This window comes from Providencia rettgeri, from assembly GCF_013702265.1.
Taxonomy (GTDB): domain Bacteria; phylum Pseudomonadota; class Gammaproteobacteria; order Enterobacterales; family Enterobacteriaceae; genus Providencia; species Providencia zhijiangensis.
Genome location: NZ_CP059348.1, coordinates 2,987,646 through 3,008,780, shown reverse-complemented (window position 1 = coordinate 3,008,780; position 21,135 = coordinate 2,987,646). Strand labels below are relative to the sequence as shown.

The 21,135-nt window shown below is 45.9% G+C and carries 20 protein-coding genes; 2 read left to right on the top strand and 18 right to left on the bottom strand.

Going from position 1 to position 21,135, the window contains the following annotated elements:
• Positions 1 to 62 precede the first annotated feature (62 nt).
• From rpoS to cysJ, 15 genes are all read right to left on the bottom strand, one after another.
• The gene (gene rpoS / locus H0913_RS13870) at positions 63 to 1,049 is read right to left on the bottom strand and encodes an RNA polymerase sigma factor RpoS (RefSeq protein WP_154602368.1); all 987 of its coding nucleotides are present in this window, start codon (positions 1,047 to 1,049) and stop codon (positions 63 to 65) included.
• A 51-nt stretch (positions 1,050 to 1,100) separates the two neighbouring features.
• Positions 1,101 to 2,165 carry a murein hydrolase activator NlpD gene (gene nlpD / locus H0913_RS13865; RefSeq protein WP_154602367.1) on the bottom strand — a complete coding sequence of 355 codons (1,065 nt, stop codon included), beginning with the start codon at positions 2,163 to 2,165 and terminating at the stop codon, positions 1,101 to 1,103.
• 215 nt (positions 2,166 to 2,380) lie between these two features.
• Positions 2,381 to 3,007, bottom strand: a complete 627-nt coding sequence (locus tag H0913_RS13860; RefSeq protein WP_006659377.1) for a protein-L-isoaspartate(D-aspartate) O-methyltransferase — start codon at positions 3,005 to 3,007, stop codon at positions 2,381 to 2,383.
• Complete coding sequence (surE, locus tag H0913_RS13855) at positions 3,004 to 3,765, bottom strand: 5'/3'-nucleotidase SurE (protein ID WP_154602366.1); 762 nt, start codon at positions 3,763 to 3,765, stop codon at positions 3,004 to 3,006. The genes H0913_RS13860 and surE overlap by 4 nt, the downstream gene beginning before the upstream one ends.
• Entirely contained in the window at positions 3,743 to 4,792 is a 1,050-nt protein-coding gene (gene truD, locus H0913_RS13850; RefSeq protein ID WP_154638860.1) for a tRNA pseudouridine(13) synthase TruD, read from the bottom strand. Before truD ends, surE begins: the two co-directional genes overlap by 23 nt.
• Positions 4,758 to 5,270, bottom strand: a complete 513-nt coding sequence (ispF, locus tag H0913_RS13845) for a 2-C-methyl-D-erythritol 2,4-cyclodiphosphate synthase (RefSeq protein ID WP_108478380.1) — start codon at positions 5,268 to 5,270, stop codon at positions 4,758 to 4,760. Before ispF ends, truD begins: the two co-directional genes overlap by 35 nt.
• A gap of 9 nt (positions 5,271 to 5,279) precedes the next feature.
• Positions 5,280 to 6,008 (bottom strand): 2-C-methyl-D-erythritol 4-phosphate cytidylyltransferase, encoded by a 729-nt coding sequence (gene ispD, locus H0913_RS13840; RefSeq protein WP_154602364.1) that lies wholly within the window; start codon positions 6,006 to 6,008, stop codon positions 5,280 to 5,282.
• A 60-nt stretch (positions 6,009 to 6,068) separates the two neighbouring features.
• Positions 6,069 to 6,365 (bottom strand): cell division protein FtsB, encoded by a 297-nt coding sequence (gene ftsB / locus H0913_RS13835; protein ID WP_036955764.1) that lies wholly within the window; start codon positions 6,363 to 6,365, stop codon positions 6,069 to 6,071.
• Positions 6,366 to 6,524: 159 nt separating this feature from the next.
• On the bottom strand, positions 6,525 to 7,148 hold the full coding sequence (gene cysC / locus H0913_RS13830; protein ID WP_181477444.1) for an adenylyl-sulfate kinase: 624 nt from the start codon (positions 7,146 to 7,148) through the stop codon (positions 6,525 to 6,527).
• A gap of 4 nt (positions 7,149 to 7,152) precedes the next feature.
• Complete coding sequence (gene cysN, locus H0913_RS13825) at positions 7,153 to 8,595, bottom strand: sulfate adenylyltransferase subunit CysN (RefSeq protein ID WP_154638862.1); 1,443 nt, start codon at positions 8,593 to 8,595, stop codon at positions 7,153 to 7,155.
• A gap of 24 nt (positions 8,596 to 8,619) precedes the next feature.
• Positions 8,620 to 9,528, bottom strand: a complete 909-nt coding sequence (gene cysD / locus H0913_RS13820) for a sulfate adenylyltransferase subunit CysD (protein WP_036955774.1) — start codon at positions 9,526 to 9,528, stop codon at positions 8,620 to 8,622.
• A 14-nt stretch (positions 9,529 to 9,542) separates the two neighbouring features.
• A complete protein-coding gene (gene cysG / locus H0913_RS13815) occupies positions 9,543 to 10,955 on the bottom strand; it encodes a siroheme synthase CysG (RefSeq protein ID WP_181477443.1) in 1,413 nt (470 codons plus the stop codon).
• Between the two features lie 303 nt (positions 10,956 to 11,258).
• The gene (locus H0913_RS13810) at positions 11,259 to 11,993 is read right to left on the bottom strand and encodes a phosphoadenylyl-sulfate reductase (RefSeq protein ID WP_181477442.1); all 735 of its coding nucleotides are present in this window, start codon (positions 11,991 to 11,993) and stop codon (positions 11,259 to 11,261) included.
• Positions 11,990 to 13,735 carry an assimilatory sulfite reductase (NADPH) hemoprotein subunit gene (cysI, locus tag H0913_RS13805; protein WP_154602359.1) on the bottom strand — a complete coding sequence of 582 codons (1,746 nt, stop codon included), beginning with the start codon at positions 13,733 to 13,735 and terminating at the stop codon, positions 11,990 to 11,992. Before cysI ends, H0913_RS13810 begins: the two co-directional genes overlap by 4 nt.
• Positions 13,735 to 15,555: an NADPH-dependent assimilatory sulfite reductase flavoprotein subunit gene (cysJ, locus tag H0913_RS13800; RefSeq protein ID WP_181477441.1), complete on the bottom strand. Its 1,821-nt coding sequence runs from the start codon at positions 15,553 to 15,555 to the stop codon at positions 13,735 to 13,737. Before cysJ ends, cysI begins: the two co-directional genes overlap by 1 nt.
• Positions 15,556 to 15,820: 265 nt before the next feature.
• Between cysJ and queD the strand changes: the two genes are divergently transcribed.
• Positions 15,821 to 16,186, top strand: a complete 366-nt coding sequence (gene queD / locus H0913_RS13795; protein ID WP_154602357.1) for a 6-carboxytetrahydropterin synthase QueD — start codon at positions 15,821 to 15,823, stop codon at positions 16,184 to 16,186.
• Between the two features lie 53 nt (positions 16,187 to 16,239).
• Here the strand turns inward: queD and queE are convergent, their stop codons facing one another.
• On the bottom strand, positions 16,240 to 16,911 hold the full coding sequence (gene queE, locus H0913_RS13790; protein WP_181477440.1) for a 7-carboxy-7-deazaguanine synthase QueE: 672 nt from the start codon (positions 16,909 to 16,911) through the stop codon (positions 16,240 to 16,242).
• 177 nt (positions 16,912 to 17,088) lie between these two features.
• Between queE and H0913_RS13785 the strand changes: the two genes are divergently transcribed.
• Positions 17,089 to 18,456: an amino acid permease gene (locus tag H0913_RS13785; RefSeq protein WP_154602355.1), complete on the top strand. Its 1,368-nt coding sequence runs from the start codon at positions 17,089 to 17,091 to the stop codon at positions 18,454 to 18,456.
• Between the two features lie 101 nt (positions 18,457 to 18,557).
• Here H0913_RS13785 and megL read toward each other — a convergent pair whose 3' ends face one another.
• Both megL and H0913_RS13775 read right to left on the bottom strand, forming a co-directional pair.
• Positions 18,558 to 19,748, bottom strand: a complete 1,191-nt coding sequence (gene megL / locus H0913_RS13780; RefSeq protein ID WP_181477439.1) for a methionine gamma-lyase — start codon at positions 19,746 to 19,748, stop codon at positions 18,558 to 18,560.
• Positions 19,749 to 20,151: 403 nt separating this feature from the next.
• Entirely contained in the window at positions 20,152 to 21,132 is a 981-nt protein-coding gene (locus tag H0913_RS13775) for an IS5-like element ISEc68 family transposase (protein WP_181478652.1), read from the bottom strand.
• Positions 21,133 to 21,135: the final 3 nt, after the last annotated feature.

Here is a 21,135-nt window from a genome sequence, read left to right as displayed (position 1 = left end):
CTAAAAAGAAAAGCCCCTGTTATCAACGACAACAGGGGCTTCATGTGTTTTAACACGGCAGATTACATATTGAATAACGCTTCCAGCGTTAAATCTTCGCCTTGTAAAATATCTTTTAAACGTCTTAAACCTTCTACCTGAATTTGACGAACTCTTTCACGAGTGAGCCCAATTTCGCGCCCAACCTCTTCCAGAGTTTCCGCTTCATATCCCAACAAACCAAAACGGCGCGCTAAAACTTCACGTTGCTTCGGATTGAGTTCATATAACCACTTAACGATATTTTCTTTTAAGTTGTTATCTTGGATAGTGTTTTCAGGCCCTGAATCATTATCATCCGATAATACTTCCAGCAGTGACTTCTCAGAATCCCCTGCAATAGGCGTATCAACCGATGTAATGCGCTCATTTAAACGTAGCATTCGGCTAACATCTTCAACAGGTTTATCTAATTGCTCAGCTATCTCTTCAGGACTTGGCTCGTGATCGAGCTTTTGAGCAAGTTCACGGGCTGTACGAAGGTATATATTGAGTTCTTTGACGATATGAATCGGTAGGCGGATTGTTCGGGTTTGATTCATGATAGCGCGTTCAATCGTTTGACGGATCCACCAAGTCGCATACGTTGAAAAACGGAAGCCTTTTTCGGGATCAAACTTTTCAACTGCACGAATCAACCCAAGATTTCCTTCTTCGATCAAATCGAGTAAGGCAAGACCTCGGTTGTTATAACGGCGAGATATTTTTACCACTAAGCGAAGGTTGCTTTCTATCATGCGCTGACGCGATGCCACATCTCCCCGAAGGGCTCTGCGAGCATAGAAAACTTCTTCCTCTGCGGTGAGGAGTGGAGAGAATCCAATTTCACTGAGATAAATTTGGGTTGCGTCCAAAACACGTTGACTCGCGCTTTGGAGTAATTCCGTTTCTTCATCCAGTTCTGAAACTAGATCCTCTTCTTTGAATTGACTCTCATCAAATGCTTCATCCATCGCATTTTCATCGAGGTCATTATACAACTCGTTAACTTTCAGCGAACTTTGGCTCATCAGTGACTCCGACCCAAGATAATGAGGACGGAATGTGTCACTCCGCCCAGTTTATCGCTGCGGTAAATAACGCAACGGGTTTACTGATTTTCCCTTATAACGAATTTCAAAATGCAAACGAACAGAACTTGTTCCGGTGCTACCCATAGTGGCTATTTTTTGACCTTCAGCAACATCCTGTTGGTCACGCACAAGTAACGTATCGTTATGTGCGTAGGCACTTAAGTAGTCATCGTTATGTTTTATTATTATGAGATTTCCATATCCGCGCAGTGCATTACCGGCATAGACGACTTTACCAGGAGCAGCTGCAATAACAGATTGACCGCGAGAACCAGCAATATCAACACCTTTGTTTCCGCCTTGCGCATCAGAGAAGCCTTCAATCATCTTCCCATCAGCTGGCCAACGCCATTTAATTGACGAATTATTGGTGCTACTTCCTGTTGTTGCTGTTGCAGTCGTAGTGGTTGGGCTCGCTGTTGTCGTTGAAACCGTTGAGGCTGGTTTCTTGTTATTCGGCAACATCTTACCTGAATTCTGCCCGCTACTATTTTCAGGATACCCATTAGTTGGTTGAATATCAACCGGGCGCTGTTGACTATTTGACGCAGTTTGTGTGATCGAGCTCACATTTGCATTACCAATATTTATCACCTGACCTACATCTAGGCTGTATGGTTCAGAAATATTGTTTTTCGATGCTAACTCACGGAAATCATTACCCGTTATATAGGCGATATAGAACAGAGTATCACCGCGCTGAACGGTGTAGGTATTTCCGTTATAACTTCCTTTAGAAATGCGGCCATAGTCTCGGTTATAAACAATACGTCCATCGCTGCTGGTTGAAACAGGTCTAGAGGCATTATTTCCCATCGAACTATTAGACGACAAATTAGGTCTGTCTGAAGGCATCGCCGTGCTCATTCCAGTATTGGACGGAGGATTCGGCACCGTTCTTGGTGCGGATTGTTGGCTAGATGAACCTCCATCATTCACACTCGAAATCGGTGCTGCGGGATGATAAGGCGTTGAGCATCCTGCTAATAAAGCACCGCTAAATGAAAAGATAACCGCCCATCGAATTCTGTTTATTGGGCTAACAATTTTCATATTTCTTCTCCCGTGAAGAAAAATCTGACCTGATACTAAAGAGTTAGAATGCAATTAATGCTTATAGAATATTAGTATCTTAAAATATTTCGCTTATTAAAGCAGAAATATAAAATAATGGACAAGTTAAATGTATCAAAAGTATAACAAATTGAGATTATCACTTAACAGTTTGAGCGAAATAACCCATTAATTCAAAATAACTTAAAGGGTTATTAGCTCAAATCGCCAGCAACAAGAGGGACAAAACGCACTTTTTCAATCACATTAGTGTGATAGTCATTACCGCGACGGGTAATTAATTTCAGAGCCTGATCTTTGTCACCGACAGGGAGCACGAGGCGTCCACCATCTTTTAACTGCTTAAGTAACAATGACGGAATTTCGCTAGGTGCGGCGGTAACAATGATCCCATCAAAAGGGCCTTTCGATTGCCAGCCTTCCCAGCCATCACCGTGGCGAGTAGAAATATTATGTAAATCTAACAACTTAAAGCGACGTTTTGCCGTCCACTGCAAGCTTTTAACTCTTTCGACTGAATACACATGCTCACAAAGATGAGCCAAAACCGCCGTTTGATACCCAGATCCCGTGCCAATCTCCAGCACATGATCCGTCGGTTTGACCGCCAATAATGCAGTCATTTTTGCAACAATATACGGCTGCGAAATGGTCTGTCCATGACCAATGGGTAATGGGATATTATCGTAGGCTTTATGAGAGAGCGCTTCGTCAACAAACCGTTCGCGAGGAACTAGCGCGAGCGCGTCTAATAGGCGCTCATCGTGAATTCCCTGTTGGCGCAATTGTGCCAGCAGTTCTTTCATGAGCCCAATTTTCATTTTGCCTTCACTCCTGACTTATCTAGCCACTCTTCTAATACAGCCTGAGTTTTATAAGACGTTAAATCCACTTGTAACGGCGTTATCGAAACATAGCCATTTTGTACCGCTTCAAAATCCGTACCCGGGCCTGCATCACGAATTTCCCCAACTGGCCCTAACCAATACAGCATATTACCGCGAGGATCTTCTAGATTATAAACCTCAGATGCCGCATGACGGCTGCCACAGCGGGTAACTTTAATTCCTTTTAGCTCCTCATAAGGAATATCTGGCACATTGATATTCAAGATATTTCCCGCACGCAATGGATTTTTTTGCAGCATTGTGAGGATATCGCACGTTACCTTGGCCGCCGTTTCATAATGCACATCACCATCCAATGAAACCGCAATAGACGGTAAACCTAAGTGACGCCCTTCTGTTGCCGCCGCAACGGTACCAGAATAAATCACATCGTCCCCGAGATTTGGGCCACAGTTGATTCCAGACACCACAATATCAGGGCGAGGACGCACAACTTTATTCACCCCGATATACACACAATCCGTTGGAGTGCCTTCTTGTACAGCGAGATCACCATTACTTAATGTTTGGATTTTTAATGGTCTATCCAAGGTTAATGCATTTGAAGCGCCACTACGGTTGCGGTCGGGTGCAATCACCTGCACATGATAATGTTGGCGCAATGCCGCTGCCAGAGTTTGAATCCCCGGCGCCGATACACCATCATCGTTACTCAATAATATGTTCAGCATCAATACAATCCTGATTAATAATTTCGCGTACAACACTCGTGGCAAAGCTGCCTGAATTCAGGAAAAAGCACAGCTTCACGGTTGACGAGTCTAGCCACTGCCATTGCAGATTTTGCGGCTTAACCAGTACAGCTCGTCTCGCTGGAGAAACTCGCTCACTTTTCATTAGTGCCATAAATGGCTGATAATCTTGTAAACAGTGAGTCTCGAAAGCTAGGGCATCATCTTGAGTGCCTAAATCGCCATCCCCAGGAAGCGGCGCTGTCACACTTAGCTCAGCAGATTGTAAACGCGCTTGCAGAGAGTCTAACTCTTCTGCCGTCGCCACAAACCAGCTACCACGTCCGGTTAATTGCAGTGCATCCCCCAACATTGCGTGTTGCTGTGTATGATTTGCAATTCGCGCACTGGCGATATCATTAAACATAGCACTTCGCGCGGCAGAGAGATAAAAACTGCGTTTATTTCGTTCACGTACTGTAATTTCTTGATTTGCCCAGCGGCGAGCTTGAACCAAGTTTTGCCCATCCCGACCAAAACGTTGTTCGCCAAAATAGTTCGGAACACCTAAATCAGCCACTTTTTGTAGGCGTTGTTCTACATCATCGGCGTCCGTAATATCCCGCAATATCACTTCGAATTGATTCCCTTTTAAGGAACCAATGCGTAATTTGCGTTTCTGGCGAGTGACCGCTAACACACGGCACCCTTCAAGCTGCCAAGCCGAAAAATCGGGCGTGTCTTTACCCGGCATTTGCAGACAGAACCACTGCTCTGTCACCGCATGTCTGTCTTTTAGTCCCGCATAACTGACTGCTCTTGCTGAAATTTTAGCAAACTTTGCCAGTTGTTCCGCAACAAATAATGTATTGCAGCCTGTTTTTTCGACGCGAACCATAACGTGTTCGCCTTCGCCATCAAGCTCAAAACCCAAATCTTCTTTCACCACGAAATCTTCAGGAATACTTTTTAATGTCCCTGAAGAGAGAGGTTTACCATGCAGGTACTGAACATTCATAACTTTCATTACTATTATCTTTGATAAGTAAAACCACAGCAGCGCAAGCAATCCCTTCTTTTCGACCCACAAAACCCAATTGTTCTGTGGTGGTTGCTTTCACATTGACGTCGTCCATGTGGCATTCGAGATCTTCGGCTATATTCACGCGCATTTGTGGGATATGCGGCAACATTTTTGGTGCTTGCGCCATGATAGTGACGTCGATATTGCCAATTAAATAACCTTTTTTACGTACTTGGCAAAAGGCTTCTCTGAGTAATACTCGGCTATCTGCGCCTTTATAAGCAGGGTCAGTATCTGGGAATAATTTTCCGATATCCCCAAGTGCTGCAGCACCTAAAATGGCGTCTGTCAGCGCGTGTAAGACCACATCACCATCCGAATGTGCGATAAGACCTTGTTCGTAAGGAATGCGAACGCCACCAATAACGATAGGGCCTTCTCCGCCAAACTTATGCACATCAAAACCGTGTCCGATTCTCATTTTTTTTCCTTATGATTTCATTCTTGAAAGATAAAATTCCGCCAGCGCCAAGTCCTCTGGTCGCGTCACCTTAAGGTTATCAGCTCGTCCCGATACTAATATCGGTTGATAACCGCAATGCTCAAGTGCGGAAGCCTCATCCGTGATTACTGCATTTTCTTTCAATGCTTTATCTAAACAGTCACGTAGTAATACTAATGGGAAAAACTGCGGTGTTAAGGCATGCCAGAGCGCTTCTCGCTCAACAGTATGGGAAATACTTTGCGTTCCCTCCACGCCCCGTTTCATCGTATCCCGAACCGGAGCCGCCAGTATGCCCCCACAACAATCATTCTGAGTGGCTAACTGAACGATAGTATTTAAATCATCTAAATGCAGACACGGACGTGCCGCATCATGCACCAATACCCAAGCATCATCATACTCAGGTTGCGAAACCAGATAGTTTAATCCTGATAATACTGAATCTGCACGCTCTTTCCCCCCGATAACCGTGATGACGCGAGGGTCTTTGGCTATATCGAGGTGATGGAAATAATCATCTTCGGCACTTAATGCAACCACGATTTTTTGTACGTCGCCACTGCGCAATAAGGCGTCAATGGTGTGTTCAATAATAGTTTTCCCTGCGACCGACAAATATTGCTTTGGGCAATCCGCATTCATACGACTGCCCACTCCCGCAGCGGGGATCAGCGCAACAATCGGTACTGCGCTGGATGTTCTTGGATTTATCATGATTCGAATCTTACATCAGAAATTATCAGGCTCTTGGGTGTGGTCTGCCCTACACGATGATTATTGAGATGACGGTGGATTATTACGCTCTTTGACCATTCGATAGAATGATTCTCCAGGCTTTAACATGCCTAGCTCGCTACGTGCGCGCTCTTCAATTGCATCCTGACCATCATTCAAGTCATTGATTTCTGCAAATAGCTGCTCATTACGCTGTTTTAAACGCGTATTCACAATTTCCTGCGCAGCAACATCATCCTTGACTTTGACATAGTCATGGATGCCATTTTTGCCTAACCATAAGGAATATTGTAACCAAGCTAATATCGCAATTAATAGTAGCGTTAATTTACCCATCTTGCCCCCTGAAATGATTTGCTAATCATCCCATAACTGAGCGCGTGACGCTACTGCGATGCAAATATTGTCTAAAAAAGTCAGAATTGTTCGCGCTAGAAGAGATTAAATATCATCCAATTCCCTATAAATGTAGAAAAGGATGATATTTAAGTAAAATCAATTTGCTATAGAAATGATATTTCGCTGTTGCAGCAGTTGAATCACCTGCGCTAAAGAATCATGGATAGGGCGCAGACCATCAAGGTGTAATTCTGGATTTTGTGGTGGTTGATAAGGCGAATCAATCCCCGTGAAATGGGTAATTTTTCCTGCTCGTGCTTGCTGATATAACCCTTTGGGATCTCGCTTTTCACAAACCTCAATGGGCGTATCCACATACAGCTCATAAAACTGATCGGGTTCAAACAGTTCACGTACACGCTGCCTATCTTCTTGATAAGGAGAAATAAACGCTGTAGCCACAATCAGCCCCGCATCCACCATTAACTTGGCAACTTCGCCAATCCGTCGAATATTTTCCTGCCGCTCCGCATCACTAAACCCAAGGTCACGACACAATCCATGGCGAACATTATCTCCATCAAGAAGATAGGTTTTGATCCCCAAATTAGCCAATTGTGTCTCTATCACCCCCGCCAACGTGGACTTTCCCGACCCCGATAAGCCCGTCAACCACAGCACCGCACCTTTGTGACCATTACGCTGCTCTCGCCATTGCCGAGTCACATTATGGGAATGCCAAACAATATTCTCCGACAGGCCATTTTCCAATGTATCCATAACGTTACTTCCCTCCTAACACATCCCGGGCACCCCAGTGCGGGAAATGGCGGCGGATCAGTTGGTTAAGCTCAACTTCGAATTGGCTAAACTCACCACGATGTACCGTTTCTTCTGGCTGCGCCTCTCTAACTAGCCCAGCCCCCACCGTCACGTTGGTTAGCCTATCAATCAAAATCATCCCACCGGTATCACCATTGCTTTGGTAATTTTCCAGTAGTAATGGCTCATCGAATGAAAACTCCACCAAACCGATGCCGTTCAATGGCAGTTCCGTGGCCACTTTCTGAGTTAAGTTATTCACATCCACTTGGTATTGAATGTTTTCAACTTTGCCTCGGCTTCGCTTGCCTGCCACTTTAATATCCACTTGTTGCCCTTGCACCAGCGGCTGTTCTGACATCCACACCACATCCACTAAGGCATGCTGGCTAGCAAGTAACTCTTCGTTTTCAGCGACAATTAAATCGCCGCGACTGATATCAATTTCATCGTTCAGTACTATCGTAATCGCCTCACCCGCAATGGCTGAAGTCGGGTTACCGGAAAATGTCACAATCTCTTTGATCGTTGAAACGCTCCCTGAAGGCAGCACTTTCACGCGTTGCCCCACCTGTACAACCCCCGATGACACCGTGCCACTGTAGCCGCGAAAATCTAAGTTTGGGCGATTCACATATTGCACAGGGAAGCGCAATGGCTGCTCAGCGGCCGTCTGAGTCACTTGCACCGTTTCCAACAGCGACAATAGCGTTTCCCCTTGATACCACGGTAAATTCTCGCTTGGTGAGACGATGTTATCCCCATCCAGTGCCGAAATCGGCACAAACCAGACGTTTAAATCGAGCGGAAGTTGCTGAGCAAATTGCTGGTAATCTTGCTGTATTTTCTCAAACACTGACTGACTATAATCCACCAGATCCATTTTATTCACCGCGACGATCAAGTGGCGGATCCCCAGCAACGTACTAATAAAACTGTGGCGTCGCGTTTGCTCTTGAATGCCTTTTCGAGCATCGATCAGCAGAATAGATAACGAGCACGTTGATGCGCCTGTCGCCATATTGCGGGTATATTGTTCATGTCCAGGTGTATCCGCGATGATAAATTTGCGTTTTTCCGTCGAAAAATAGCGATATGCCACATCGATGGTGATCCCCTGTTCACGTTCAGCTGCTAATCCATCCACCAGCAAAGCCAGATCTAATTTCTCACCTTGAGTGCCAATTCGCTTACTGTCGCTTTGTAAAACGGACAATTGATCTTGGTAGATTTGTTGAGTGTCATGCAGCAAGCGCCCAATCAAGGTACTTTTCCCATCATCCACGTTGCCGCAGGTAAGAAACCGCAATAATCCCTTATGTTGCTGAGCCTGCAAGTAAGCTTCCACGCCACCTTGCAGTTGAATTTGATGCGCCATTGCGTCGTTATACGCTAATTCAGCCATAATGTTGCTCTCCTCACCGATTAATTAAAAATAGCCTTGGCGCTTTTTCAGCTCCATAGAGGCGGATTGGTCACTATCAATCAAACGCCCTTGGCGTTCACTGGTGGTGGATAGCAACATCTCTTCGATAATTTCCGGTAGCGTGCTGGCATTCGACGGCACAGCTCCCGTCAATGGCCAGCAGCCTAATGTGCGAAATCGTACTTTTTTCTTGGCAATAACCTCTCCCGCTTTTAGCTCTATGCGCCCATCGTCCACCATGATTAAGGTGCCGTCGCGTTCAATCACAGGGCGTTCATCGGCAAAATAGAGTGGGACAATGTCGATGTTTTCCAAGTAGATATATTGCCAAATATCCAGTTCAGTCCAATTGGATAGCGGGAAAACGCGGATACTTTCCCCTTTATTAATTTGTCCGTTGTAATTGTGCCAAAGCTCCGGTCGTTGGTTTTTCGGATCCCAGCGGTGAGAGCGGTCACGGAATGAATAAATTCGTTCTTTTGCTCGTGATTTTTCTTCATCACGCCGAGCCCCACCGAACGCAGCATCAAAACCATATTTATCTAACGCCTGCTTTAATCCCTCGGTTTTCATGATGTCGGTATGTTTTGCGCTACCATGAACAAACGGGTTGATGCCGAGACGCTCCCCTTCAGGATTTCGGTGGATCAATAATTCAAAACCGTATTTTTTCGCCGTCTCATCACGGAACTGGTACATTTCACGAAATTTCCATCCAGTATCCACATGCAGCAACGGGAAAGGGATCGTGCCAGGATAGAACGCTTTTCGAGCCAAATGCAGCATCACGGATGAGTCCTTACCAATGGAATAGAGCATCACGGGATTCGCAAATTCCGCCGCCACTTCACGAATAATATGAATACTTTCCGCTTCTAATTGCTGTAAGTGGGTTAATTTTTTTTCGTTCACGATTTACTCCTCGATTAAGCCAATTCCAGCACGGCTGAGCGCCATTGGATGGTTTCGGGTTGCTGGCCAAACCACGCCAGCTGTTGATGTAATGCCGCCACTTCACCAATGACGATTAATGCAGGGGCTGGCGCTTGCTGAGCCAATGACTCCAATTCATGCAAAGCCCCCACAATCACTTTTTGATTTTGCCGAGTCCCACAGCCAATCACCGCAACGGGGGTATCTCGATGACGGCCATATTGAATAAGCTGCTGGCGAATATTGGCAGCTGTCACGGTGCCCATGTAGATAGCCAGTGTTTGATGACCGCGTGCTAATGCTTGCCAATCCAACTCAGCCCCCTCTTGTCGACAATGTCCGGTAATAAACGTGATACTCTGCGCGTGTTCTCTATGGGTCAGCGGGATCCCCGCATAAGCCGCCGCACCAATAGCAGCAGTGATGCCGGGTACGACTTGAAAAGGGATGTTAGCCTCGGCAGCAACTTGCAACTCTTCACCACCACGACCAAAAATAAACGGATCCCCGCCTTTTAAGCGCACCACCTTTTTGCCTTGCTGGGCATAGTTGACGATCAACCGATTGGTTTCCTCTTGGGAAACGCTGTGATTTCCTGCTCGTTTACCCACACAGACTTTGTCTGCATCACGGCGAACAAGGTCAAGGATTTCCGTGCTCACCAAATGGTCATACAGCACCACATCCGCGTTTTGCAGTACTCTCAGCCCTTTAAGTGTTAGCAGCCCCGCATCCCCCGGACCTGCTCCCACCAAGGTCAGCTCCCCTTGGTTATCCGGCTTCGCTAGCTGTTGCTCCAGCTGCTTTTCGGCATCATCCAGTAGCCCACTTTCCACCAAAGAGGCAAAACGCCCGCTAAAACTCAGCTCCCAAAAACGTTTACGCTCACTGAGCTTGGTCAAATTCTGCTTAACGCGCTCACGCCAACGCCCTGCAATCTCTGCCATTTTACCCAGCGATGTCGGCAACAAGGTTTCCAGTTTTTCTCGTAATAATTTGGCTAAGACAGGTGCGGTTCCACCCGATGAAATCGCCACCATAATGGGAGAACGATCGATAATCGAAGGCACAATAAAGGAACATAGGGGTTGGTCATCCACCACGTTGACAAAAATATGGCGCTGCTGCGCATCATGAAAAACTTTCTCATTGAGCGCTTGGTCATCCGTGGCAGCAATCACCAAGTAAGCATCATCAAGGTGATAAGCTTGATAAGGCTGCTGCACCCAGTGCAATTGTTTTTGCTGATAAGCTAACTGTAAGCTTTCGCAAAGTTCAGGGGAAATCACCACCAGCGAGGCATGGGCTTTCAATAATAATTCGGCTTTACGTGCCGCAACCACACCGCCGCCAATCAAGACAACTTGTCTTTCTTGCACACTCACAAATAAGGGTAAGTAATCCATATATCGCTTCCATCCAACATTTTAATTATAAGAGCAATGAAATTGACTATATGGCCTGAATTGGTCACTTTGAAATGACAAAAAAGCATGAATAGGAACAGAAAGGCATAAGCTAAATAAAGTGAGGAAAACCCAGTAAATTAAGCCTATCTCTCGCGATTTTGTATAAATAAACAATAAAGGGACACCCTTATTTTAGATAAAGGCATCCCTTTGTTATAAAACAAATAAATTAACTTTCTACTTATTAGTAATGCAAGTAATTAATTATTTAAACGAAGTCTGTAGTTTTCTTAAAAAGCATTAATTTTCATGCAGCCCACATTCTCGCTTTAAGCCAAAGAAACGGGTCTGTTCTTCGCTCATTCCCGGCTCCCACGGACGGCTGGTATGGGTATCCCCTACTGATAAATACCCTTTTTCCCATAATGGATGGTAGGGTAAATTATGTTTGGTCAGATACTGATAAACATCTTTATTATTCCAATCAATCACCGGCAGAATTTTAAAGATCCCGCGCCCAAGACTCAGTACGGGTAACTCAGAACGGCTCGCCGATTGTTCCCGCCTTAATCCTGAAAACCAGCTTTGCGCCTGCAGTTCATGCAGCGCCCTCGCCATCGGCTCCACTTTGTTCAATTGGTTATAACGCTCTATGCCCTCAATCCCTTGAGTCCACAACTGCCCATGAATGGCTTCTTGCCATGCAGGGCTCGTCGCCGCTCGGTACACTTTCAAGTTTAAATTCAGGCGTTCAGTAAGCTTCTCAATAAACTGATACGTTTCGGGAAACAGATAACCCGTATCCGTCAGAATCACAGGAATATTTGGCACCACTTGCGTGACTAAGTGCAGCGCCAAAGCACCTTGGATGCCAAAGCTTGATGACAACACGAATTCAGCAGGAAGATGTTCAACCGCCCACTCAATGCGGGCTAGCGCGGTCATCTCTTCAAGTTGCGCATTGAATTCCGCTAAATAAGCGACTTGAGCCTGTTTATCTAACGGATGAACTTGCGCTAATTGAAGTCGGCTCATACCGCCTCCTTAACCTCGTAAAAATCGATAGCTGAGTTGAGTACCGGCTTCACAACGTTAGCGCGGATCAGGTAATCACCAAAACCTTCATTCGGTTGACGCTCAACTGCCCAGCGACCAATCAGCTCATCCATGATGGCTAAAATTTCTGTGCTGCTGATATTTTCCTTATACATTCGAGGAATACGCGTACCGATGCGGTTTCCACCTAAATGCAAGTTATAACGGTCGAGGGCTTTACCCACCAATCCCACTTCCGCCAGCATCGCGCGACCACAGCCATTTGGGCAGCCCGTAACCCGTAAAACAATATGTTCATCCGCCACGTGATGCGCCGCCATGATGTTTTCAACTTGCGTGACGAACTCCGGCAAAAAGCGCTCCGCTTCCGCCATCGCTAGCGGACAGGTTGGGAAAGAGACACACGCCATCGAGTTTTCACGCTGGCGCGTCACTTCACCGCTCATCAATCCGTGCTCAATGGCAATTTTCTCTATTGTCTCTTTGTCTTCTTCCGCAATCCCCGCCACAATTAAGTTCTGATTGGCCGTCAGGCGAAAATCCCCTTTATGGATTTTAGCGATTTCGGCGACGCCAGTTTTTAACGGTTTATCCGCTAAGTCGATTAAGCGCCCATTCTCCACAAACAAGGTTAAATGCCAGCGGTTATCAATTCCCTTAAGCCAGCCAATTTGATCGCCACGCTCCGTAAATTGGTAAGGACGAATAGCCTCAAACTGCACGCCGGCACGTTTTTCCACTTCCGCCTTAAACACCTCAATCCCAACGCGCTCAAGGGTATATTTGGTTTTGGCATTTTTACGATCCGTTCGGTTTCCCCAATCCCGCTGCGTAGTGACAATCGCTTCAGCAATTGCCAAGGTTTTATCTAAGGGAATAAAACCAAATTCACTGGCAAGGCGTGGGAATGTATTGGTATCGCCGTGGGTCATCGCTAAACCGCCGCCCACCAGCACGTTGAAACCGATCAATTGCCCTTTTTCAGCAATCGCCACAAAGTTCATATCATTGGCATGGAGATCCACATCATTCAATGGCGGGATCACCACCGTGGTTTTAAATTTCCGAGGAAGATAGGTTTGCCCTAAAATCGGTTCTTCATCGGTGGTCACAATCTTTTCTTTATCCAACCAAATCTCAGCATACGCACTGGTGCGAGGTAGCAAATGCTCAGAGATTTTTTTCGCCCATTCATAGGCTTGCTGATGCAGTTCAGACTGCACGGGGTTAGAAGTACACAGTACGTTACGGTTTACGTCATTGGCGGTAGCTAACGCATCCAGCCCCACATGGCTGAGCATTTGGTGCGCCGGCTTCACATCCCCTTTGAGAATACCGTGAAACTGGAATGTTTGACGGTTGGTGATGCGAATACTGCCATACAGCGTGTGCTCAGAGGCAAATTTATCAATATCGAGCCACTGTTTCGGGGTAATAATCCCCCCCGGTAAGCGGCAACGCAGCATCATGGCATGACGCGGTTCCAGCTTCTGCTCAGCTCGCTCTGCGCGAATGTCTCTGTCATCTTGCTGATACATGCCGTGAAAACGGATCAGCAAGAAGTTGTCTCCGTCAAAACCGCCCGTTAAGCCATTTTTGAGGTCGTCTTTGATAGTGCCTCGTAAATAGTTACTTTGCTGCTTCATCCGCTCGCTGTCAGCGAGCTTCCCTTCAACCACTAAGGCTGGCTGAGGTGCAGCTTTTTGATGTTCATTGCTCATTAATAAACGTCCCTCTGGTAACGGCGCATCACACGCAGCTCACTTAAAAAGTCATCCGCTTGCTCTTCATCCATGTGCCCGTGCTCGCTGATGACATCCAATAATGCTTGTTCCACATCTTTCGCCATCCGATTTGCATCCCCACACACATAAATATGTGCGCCTTGCTGGATCCAGTCCCACACTTCGCTACCTTGTTCGCGCAATTTGTCTTGCACATACACTTTTTCAGCCTGATCCCGCGACCACGCTAATGAAATATGGGTCAGCAAACCGTCTTTGACATAACGCTGCCATTCGACTTGATATAAAAAATCGTCAACAAAGTGCGGATTGCCGAAAAACAGCCAGTTTTTACCTTCGCTACCATCGTTATCTCGTTGTTGTAAGAAAGCGCGGAATGGGGCAATACCCGTACCCGGACCAATCATAATCACGGGCGTATTTGAGTCCGCGGGTAAGCGGAAATTATCATTATGTTCAATAAACACCCGCAGTTCGTCACCTTCATTGAGACGATCCGCTAAAAACCCAGAAGCCCCCCCTGTTCTTGGACGACCATCTATTTCATAACGAACAACCCCAACAGTGGCATGCACTTCATCAGCGGCCTCCGCTTGTGAAGAGGAAATGGAGTACAAGCGCGGGGTCAATGGACGCAGTAAATCCACAAATTCTTGCGCACTTGGCTGAGCTGCCGCTTGGCGAACCATATCGACGATCGGCGTGGTTTGCGCATATTGCATAATGGCGGGCTTATCGCTGATCAAACCTAATAAATTGTCATCTTTAGATAGCTGCGCATACTTTTCGACGATCAAATGGGTGTTTTGGGTTAGTTCTAATTGGTAAGTTAACGCATCACGCAGCGAATGGCGCTGTTGACCAATAAATACGTCCTCATCCCCCTGTAGCCATAGCAGGCTAATCAGCTCATCCACTAACGCGGGGTCATTATCAAACCACACGCCCAGCGCATCACCTGGCTGATAGCGTAGACCGGAATCCCCCAAGTCAATCTCAATATGGCGCACATCTTTGTCGGAACCGCGGCCTGTTATCTTTTGATTACTCAATAGCGAGGCGGTTAATGGCGCTGTTTTACTGTAAGGGGAAGAATCGAGCTGATTCACACTGCCTGATTGGGTATTGATGAGCTGGCTATCCGTTTGAGCGGGAACTCGCGCTTTTAAAATCTGCGTCAAAGAGCTTACCCACTCGTCTGCCAATGCTTGGTATTCAACATCCGCATCGACCCGAGGAAGCAACGCACTCGCCCCCAGCTTCGCAAACTGGCTATCGAAATCTTTTCCGGCTTGGCAAAAATGCTCATAAGAAGAATCGCCAAGCGCAAAAACCGCATAATGGGCGGTTGAGAGATCAGGCGCTTTCTTCGAATTCAAATATTTATGTAATGCAACTGCCTCTTCGGCTGGCTCCCCTTCACCTTGGGTGGATGCCACGACGATCACCACTTTCTCTTGGTTGATCTGCTTAAACTTATAATCGCCAGCATTGACTAAATTGGCACTGATTTTCTCACTCAGTAGTTTTTCTCGAAGCTGCTCAGCTAAACGGCGGGCATTACCCGTTTGGGAGGCTGAAATAATGGTCACGGTTTCTTGAGGCGCATTGCTTGCAGATGAATGGCTTGCAGCCACAGGCTCGCTCAGCGTACTGTTTTGATTTACCATGCCCCACAAATAGCCAGATAGCCAAGCTAATTGATGGGATGAATAATCCCCCACTGCGGTTTGTAAGCGCCCTAATTGCTCCGTCGAAATCGGTAATGCTGATAATGGAGGTTGCTTGTTTTGCATTATTTTGTCACTCCAACGTGATCCATCATTGAATAGTCAATAAAACGTTATTTATGCCATTCTCTATCCCAAATGAAGATAAAGGTTATAACAGCCATAACTAGGAAGATAAGAAACTATAGCCATAACTAATAGCTAAAAATCCTAAAGAAAATATTCGATGATGAATATCGAATAAAAAGATTAGCCAGAAATCGATAAATAACGACATTTTGAGTAAAAATAACAGTAGAATACGCTACTAAACATTAGTAAGGAGAAATTTATGAGCACAACCATCTACAAAGATTTTCACTTTGAAGCAGCCCACCGCCTTCCTCATGTCCCTGAGGGGCATAAATGTGGTCGCCTGCATGGGCACTCTTTCATGGTGCGCTTAGAAATCACGGGTGAAATTGATGCGCATACGGGATGGATCATAGATTTTGCTGATGTGAAAAGCGCCTTTAAACCTATCTATGAGCGTCTAGACCATCATTATTTAAATGAAATTGAAGGGTTAGAAAACCCAACCAGTGAAGTACTTGCTCGCTGGATTTGGCAGCAAACCAAGCCACTATTACCACTATTAAGCGCCATTACGGTTAAAGAAACCTGCAATGCAGGCTGTGTGTATCGCGGAGAAGCCTAAGCCAAAGAGATGCTGAGCTGTAAGTTATCACCTACAGCTCAAAGACATAGTGATTACTGAATATTCAGATATTTATGGGTTTGAATGGATAACCGCCAGTTGCGTTGAATGCAGGTATCGATACATAACTTCGTCGCTGATACTTTTTGGCTAATAGGCTGAAGCTCCACAATCGGTGGCTCCCCCTGAGTTCGCAAAGATAATAGCTGGTCAAGGGCTTCAATATCCTTTTCACGCGCCACAGGATGCTTGATTTCATTGGCACGATTAATCGCTTGTTCGAGCACTTGTAATCCACCTTTCATCCCCACTTTCGGCGAGACAGTGACCCAAGTATTTTCGGTGCAGATGATTGGGTAAGTGCCGCTGGTTTCTATCTGACATTGAAACCCATTCGCTTCAAGGGATTGTGTTAAGGCAGTTAAATCATAAATGCACGGCTCGCCACCCGTTATCACAATGTGTTTTGCGGTATAGCCGTTTTGTTGCATCAGTTGGATTAGGCTTTCGGCATCGGACATTGCCCATAAATCACTGTCTTGTGTTTTTAATGCAATATCACCCAATGTGGATTCCTTCGCGGGCTCTTTGTCCCAGGTCTGTTTGGTATCGCACCAACTACAGCCAACTGGACAGCCTTGCAAACGAATAAAAACAGCAGGGACGCCAGTAAAAACACCTTCCCCCTGTAAAGTTTGGAAGATTTCATTAATTGGGTATTTCATATTGCTCCTAGAAGATTCCATTTGGCGCATATTATATTGCAGATATCTATCTCGCGGGCAATGCACTTTGTGATAATGTAGTCACCCTGCGTTCAGGAAAGTACGTCAACTCAAACAACGAAACCGAAACAATATTCGGTACAATATTTCGAAATAAAGTCAATGACAGGAAAAGACATGCAAAGTAGTGAACAAAATCAACTCAGAAAGGGGCTGAGTGTCCGGCACATTCGCTTTATGGCCTTAGGGTCAGCGATTGGTACTGGGCTATTCTACGGTTCTGCGTCTGCGATTCAGGCTGCAGGTCCCGCGGTGTTACTTGCCTATATGTTAGGTGGTGCCGCCGTATTTATGGTGATGCGCGCCCTCGGCGAAATGGCAGTTCATCATCCAGTCCCAGGTTCATTCTCTCACTACGCAAGCCATTATATGGGGCCTCTAGCGGGCTTTTTAACAGGCTGGAACTATGTATTTGAAATGCTGGTGGTCTGTTTAGCCGATATTACAGCCTTCGGGATGTACATGGGGTTCTGGTTCCCACATGTCGACCAATGGGTCTGGGTATTGAGTATTGTGCTATTTATTAGCGCCCTCAATCTTTGCCACGTTAAGATTTTTGGTGAGATGGAATTCTGGCTATCGATTATTAAAGTTAGCGCCATTATTGCCATGATTGTCGGTGGTGCCTTCTTGATGATCTACGGTTTTGGTCAAGAAACTAGCCATCAAGTGGGTATCCAAAACTTGTGGGAGCATGGCGGCTTTATGCCAAATGGCATTGAAGGGGTAATTGCCTCTCTCGCAATCGTTATGTTTGCTTTTGGTGGTATTGAGGTGATTGGTATCACGGCAAGTGAAGCGCAAAACCCTGAAAAAACTATTCCGAAAGCTATCAATGCTGTACCTATCCGTATTCTATTATTCTATGGATTAACGCTGTTTATCCTGATGTGTATCTATCCATGGAACCAAATCGGTCAAAACGGTAGCCCGTTTGTCCAAATCTTCGATAGCTTAGGTATTCAATCTGCAGCAAATATCTTGAATATCGTGGTGATCACCGCAGCAATTTCCGCTATCAACAGTGATATTTTTGGTGCAGGCCGCATGATGTATGGCATGGCTCAAGATGGACAGGCTCCTAAGGTCTTTACCAAACTGACCAAAAGCGGTGTTCCATGGGTGACCGTGCTGGTGATGTCCGTTGTGATGTTATTGGGGGTTTACCTGAACTACCTGTTACCAGAAAAAATCTTTGTGATCATCGCGTCAATTGCGACCTTCGCGACGGTGTGGGTCTGGTTAATGATCTTACTGTCTCAAGTAGCCATGCGCCGTAAAATGAGCCAAGAAGAAGTCAAAAAACTGAAATTCCCTGTGCCTTTCTGGCCTGTAGGCCCAGCAATCACCATCGCATTTATGGTGTTTGTTATCGCCTTATTAGGCTTCTTTAAAGATACACAAGTGGCGCTGATTGTAGGCTTTGTGTGGGTGGCTTTACTCAGTATCACCTTCTTTGCAATGCGTTATTACCAAAAACGCTGATCCCTTTTCATTAAGAGGTCAATAAAACAGCCCTAGGTCGAGCAGATCTAGGGCTGTTTTTTAATGTTTTTCGATTCTATGGAACCGCTAGCGCATCAACATCATGCTGATGCAAGCGCTTGTTCGATATCCGCAATTAGCTCATCCACATTTTCTAAACCAATCGATAGTCGAATCAGCCCATCACTAATACCATATTGTAGCCTTTCTTCCCGTGTATAGGTTGAATGAGTCATACTAGCAGGATGCTGTGCCAACGACTCGCAATCTCCCAAACTCACCGCTCTAGAGAACAGCGCTAAATGGTTTAAGAACTGCTTACCAGCTTCAAGTCCCCCTTTTAGTTCAAATGCAATCATGCCTCCGGCTAATTTCATCTGCTTTTGGGCTAACTGATACTGCTCAAAACTCGGTAACCCCGGGTACATAATGGTAGCGACTTTTGGGTTCACTTCTAAATATTCCGCAATTTTCTGTGTGCTCTGGACTATCCTATCCATACGAACAGACAAGGTTTTCATCCCTCGAATAATTAGGTTAGCATCATGAGGAGATAAACATGCTCCCGTCATATCTTTCAAACCAACTAATCGAATGAGTTTTGCACACTCTGCCGTTGTGGCTACCGCTCCTCCCATAGCATCCCCATGACCATTCATGTACTTGGTCAAAGAATGCAGCACAATATCCGCCCCCAGTGTTAGTGGTTTTTGAATATACGGCGTGCAGTAGGTGTTATCGACCGCCACTAAGATATTATGTCGATGCGCAATTTCACTCACTGCAGCAATATCCACCAAACGCATGTTCGGGTTAGCGGGTGACTCAAAAAATATCATGCGCGTTTTTTCCGTAATGGCTTTCGCGACATTCTCTGGAGCACTCATATCAATGTGCTTAACTTTCACACCAAATCTAGCCAATCCATGATGAAAAAAGGCATAAGTACAACCATAAACCGTTAAGTCCACTAACAGTTCATCACCCGGATTTAATAATGTCCAAAATGTTGCTGTGATTGCGCCCATACCTGACGAGAACACAATTGCTGCCTCCCCTTCTTCAAGGGAAGCAATTCTATTTTCCAATAGATTTAATGTTGGGTTATTAATTCGGGTATAAATATAGCCATCTTTTTCACCACTAAAACAGGCAGCTCCCTCTTCGACACTTTTAAATACATAAGTCGATGTTTGATAAATTGGCGATGCCAGTGAACCTAAATGATCTTGTGCATTATAGTGACTATGAATTGCCCGTGTTTCGAAAGAATGCTTTATATCTAAACTCATACCACCTCCGAAAAATTACCCTCCTTGGGATTGAGATAATCGAGAACCGACAATTTGCATTGTTCGCAAAAGCGTCGTAATTCCACGCAATGTATTTGGATCTTTTAATAATCCATACACTGAGCGAAAGTTAGGATTTTTACTATCATGTATTCCTTCCATTTTTGCCATATTGTAGGCAGTACCTAATTCCCATACAGGCACTAAAGTATCTTCAAAAGAATTTGATAATCGCTCTACAGTACTGTTATCTAAGGAAGCTGCGATTAAGTGGTCCGCAGCTCCCGATATGACGCCCCAAACCGTCCTTTATCGACGTCCTGTGGCTCAATTTTCCAATTTTCAGCCCAAAATCGTCTCTTCGTGGCTGATTTTGGCCCTGTTTCAGGCCAATTTCCTCATTTCAGGTAGATCTCGCCTGTGCCCGTATCAATTGGTCAACTCGAACCAGGTTCGCCAGGGTGAATAACATCGCCAGTTGACTGTCATTTTTAGCCAGCCCCTTGTACCTGGCTTTGACGAAACCAAACTGACATTTTACTATCCGAAATGGATGCTCAACCTTCGCTCGGATACTCGCTTTCAGGTATTCGTAACGGATGGCCAGCTTGTTCTTGCGCGGGTGTTGCTTCAATGCATTCACTTTGCCGGGACGCTTGGCGATAAGCCAGTCTGCGCTGACATCGCTGAGCTCATCGCGCTTTTCGGCCCCCTGATAACCAGCATCGGCTGAGATAAACTCTTCATCGCCATGCAGTAACTTGCCAACCTGATTGAGGTCGTGCTCGTTAGCCGCCGTGGTCACCAGACTGTGGGTCAGGCCACTTTTGGCGTCCACGCCAATGTGCGCTTTCATGCCGAAGTACCACTGGTTACCTTTCTTGGTCTGGTGCATGTCTTCATCACGGCTGTTGTGTTTGTTTTTGGTAGAGCTGGGGGCTTGAATGATGGTGGCATCCACCAAGGTGCCCTGGGTCATTAGAACGCCACACTCTGCTAGCCAGTGATTAACGGTACTGAAGATTTTGCGGGCCAGTTCATGCTGCTCCAGCAAATGCCGGAAATTCATGATGGTAGTGCGGTCTGGAATGGCTTTATCCAGTGACAGGCGAGCAAATTGGCGCATGGAGGCGATTTCATAGAGGGCATCTTCCATGGCCTCATCGCTCAGGTTGTACCATTGCTGCATGCAGTGAATACGCAGCATGGTTTCCAGCGGATAGGGCCTGCGACCATTACCGGCCTTGGGATACACAGGCTCGATAACGCCAAGTAATTTGTCCCAGGGAAGCAAGTCATCCATTCTGCCAAGCAAAACTTCTTTGCGGGTCTGGCGGCGTTTACTGGAAAACTCACTATCGGCAAAAGTCAGTTGCTGGCTCATCCG

Bases quoted from the DNA above. Each gene is read 5' to 3' on its own strand.
- queE (WP_181477440.1), bottom strand. From the start codon at position 16,911: ATGAAATACCCAATTAATGAAATCTTCCAAACTTTACAGGGGGAAGGT.
- cysI (WP_154602359.1), bottom strand. From the start codon at position 13,735: ATGAGCAATGAACATCAAAAAGCTGCACCTCAGCCAGCCTTAGTGGTT.
- ftsB (WP_036955764.1), bottom strand. From the start codon at position 6,365: ATGGGTAAATTAACGCTACTATTAATTGCGATATTAGCTTGGTTACAA.
- queD (WP_154602357.1), top strand. From the start codon at position 15,821: ATGAGCACAACCATCTACAAAGATTTTCACTTTGAAGCAGCCCACCGC.
- truD (WP_154638860.1), bottom strand. From the start codon at position 4,792: ATGAAAGTTATGAATGTTCAGTACCTGCATGGTAAACCTCTCTCTTCA.
- cysC (WP_181477444.1), bottom strand. From the start codon at position 7,148: ATGGATACATTGGAAAATGGCCTGTCGGAGAATATTGTTTGGCATTCC.
- rpoS (WP_154602368.1), bottom strand. From the start codon at position 1,049: ATGAGCCAAAGTTCGCTGAAAGTTAACGAGTTGTATAATGACCTCGAT.
- megL (WP_181477439.1), bottom strand. From the start codon at position 19,748: ATGAGTTTAGATATAAAGCATTCTTTCGAAACACGGGCAATTCATAGT.
- cysN (WP_154638862.1), bottom strand. From the start codon at position 8,595: ATGGCTGAATTAGCGTATAACGACGCAATGGCGCATCAAATTCAACTG.
- ispD (WP_154602364.1), bottom strand. From the start codon at position 6,008: ATGATAAATCCAAGAACATCCAGCGCAGTACCGATTGTTGCGCTGATC.
- cysJ (WP_181477441.1), bottom strand. From the start codon at position 15,555: ATGCAAAACAAGCAACCTCCATTATCAGCATTACCGATTTCGACGGAG.
- H0913_RS13810 (WP_181477442.1), bottom strand. From the start codon at position 11,993: ATGAGCCGACTTCAATTAGCGCAAGTTCATCCGTTAGATAAACAGGCT.
- H0913_RS13775 (WP_181478652.1), bottom strand. From the start codon at position 21,132: ATGAGCCAGCAACTGACTTTTGCCGATAGTGAGTTTTCCAGTAAACGC.
- ispF (WP_108478380.1), bottom strand. From the start codon at position 5,270: ATGAGAATCGGACACGGTTTTGATGTGCATAAGTTTGGCGGAGAAGGC.
- surE (WP_154602366.1), bottom strand. From the start codon at position 3,765: ATGCTGAACATATTATTGAGTAACGATGATGGTGTATCGGCGCCGGGG.
- H0913_RS13860 (WP_006659377.1), bottom strand. From the start codon at position 3,007: ATGAAAATTGGGCTCATGAAAGAACTGCTGGCACAATTGCGCCAACAG.
- nlpD (WP_154602367.1), bottom strand. From the start codon at position 2,165: ATGAAAATTGTTAGCCCAATAAACAGAATTCGATGGGCGGTTATCTTT.
- H0913_RS13785 (WP_154602355.1), top strand. From the start codon at position 17,089: ATGCAAAGTAGTGAACAAAATCAACTCAGAAAGGGGCTGAGTGTCCGG.
- cysG (WP_181477443.1), bottom strand. From the start codon at position 10,955: ATGGATTACTTACCCTTATTTGTGAGTGTGCAAGAAAGACAAGTTGTC.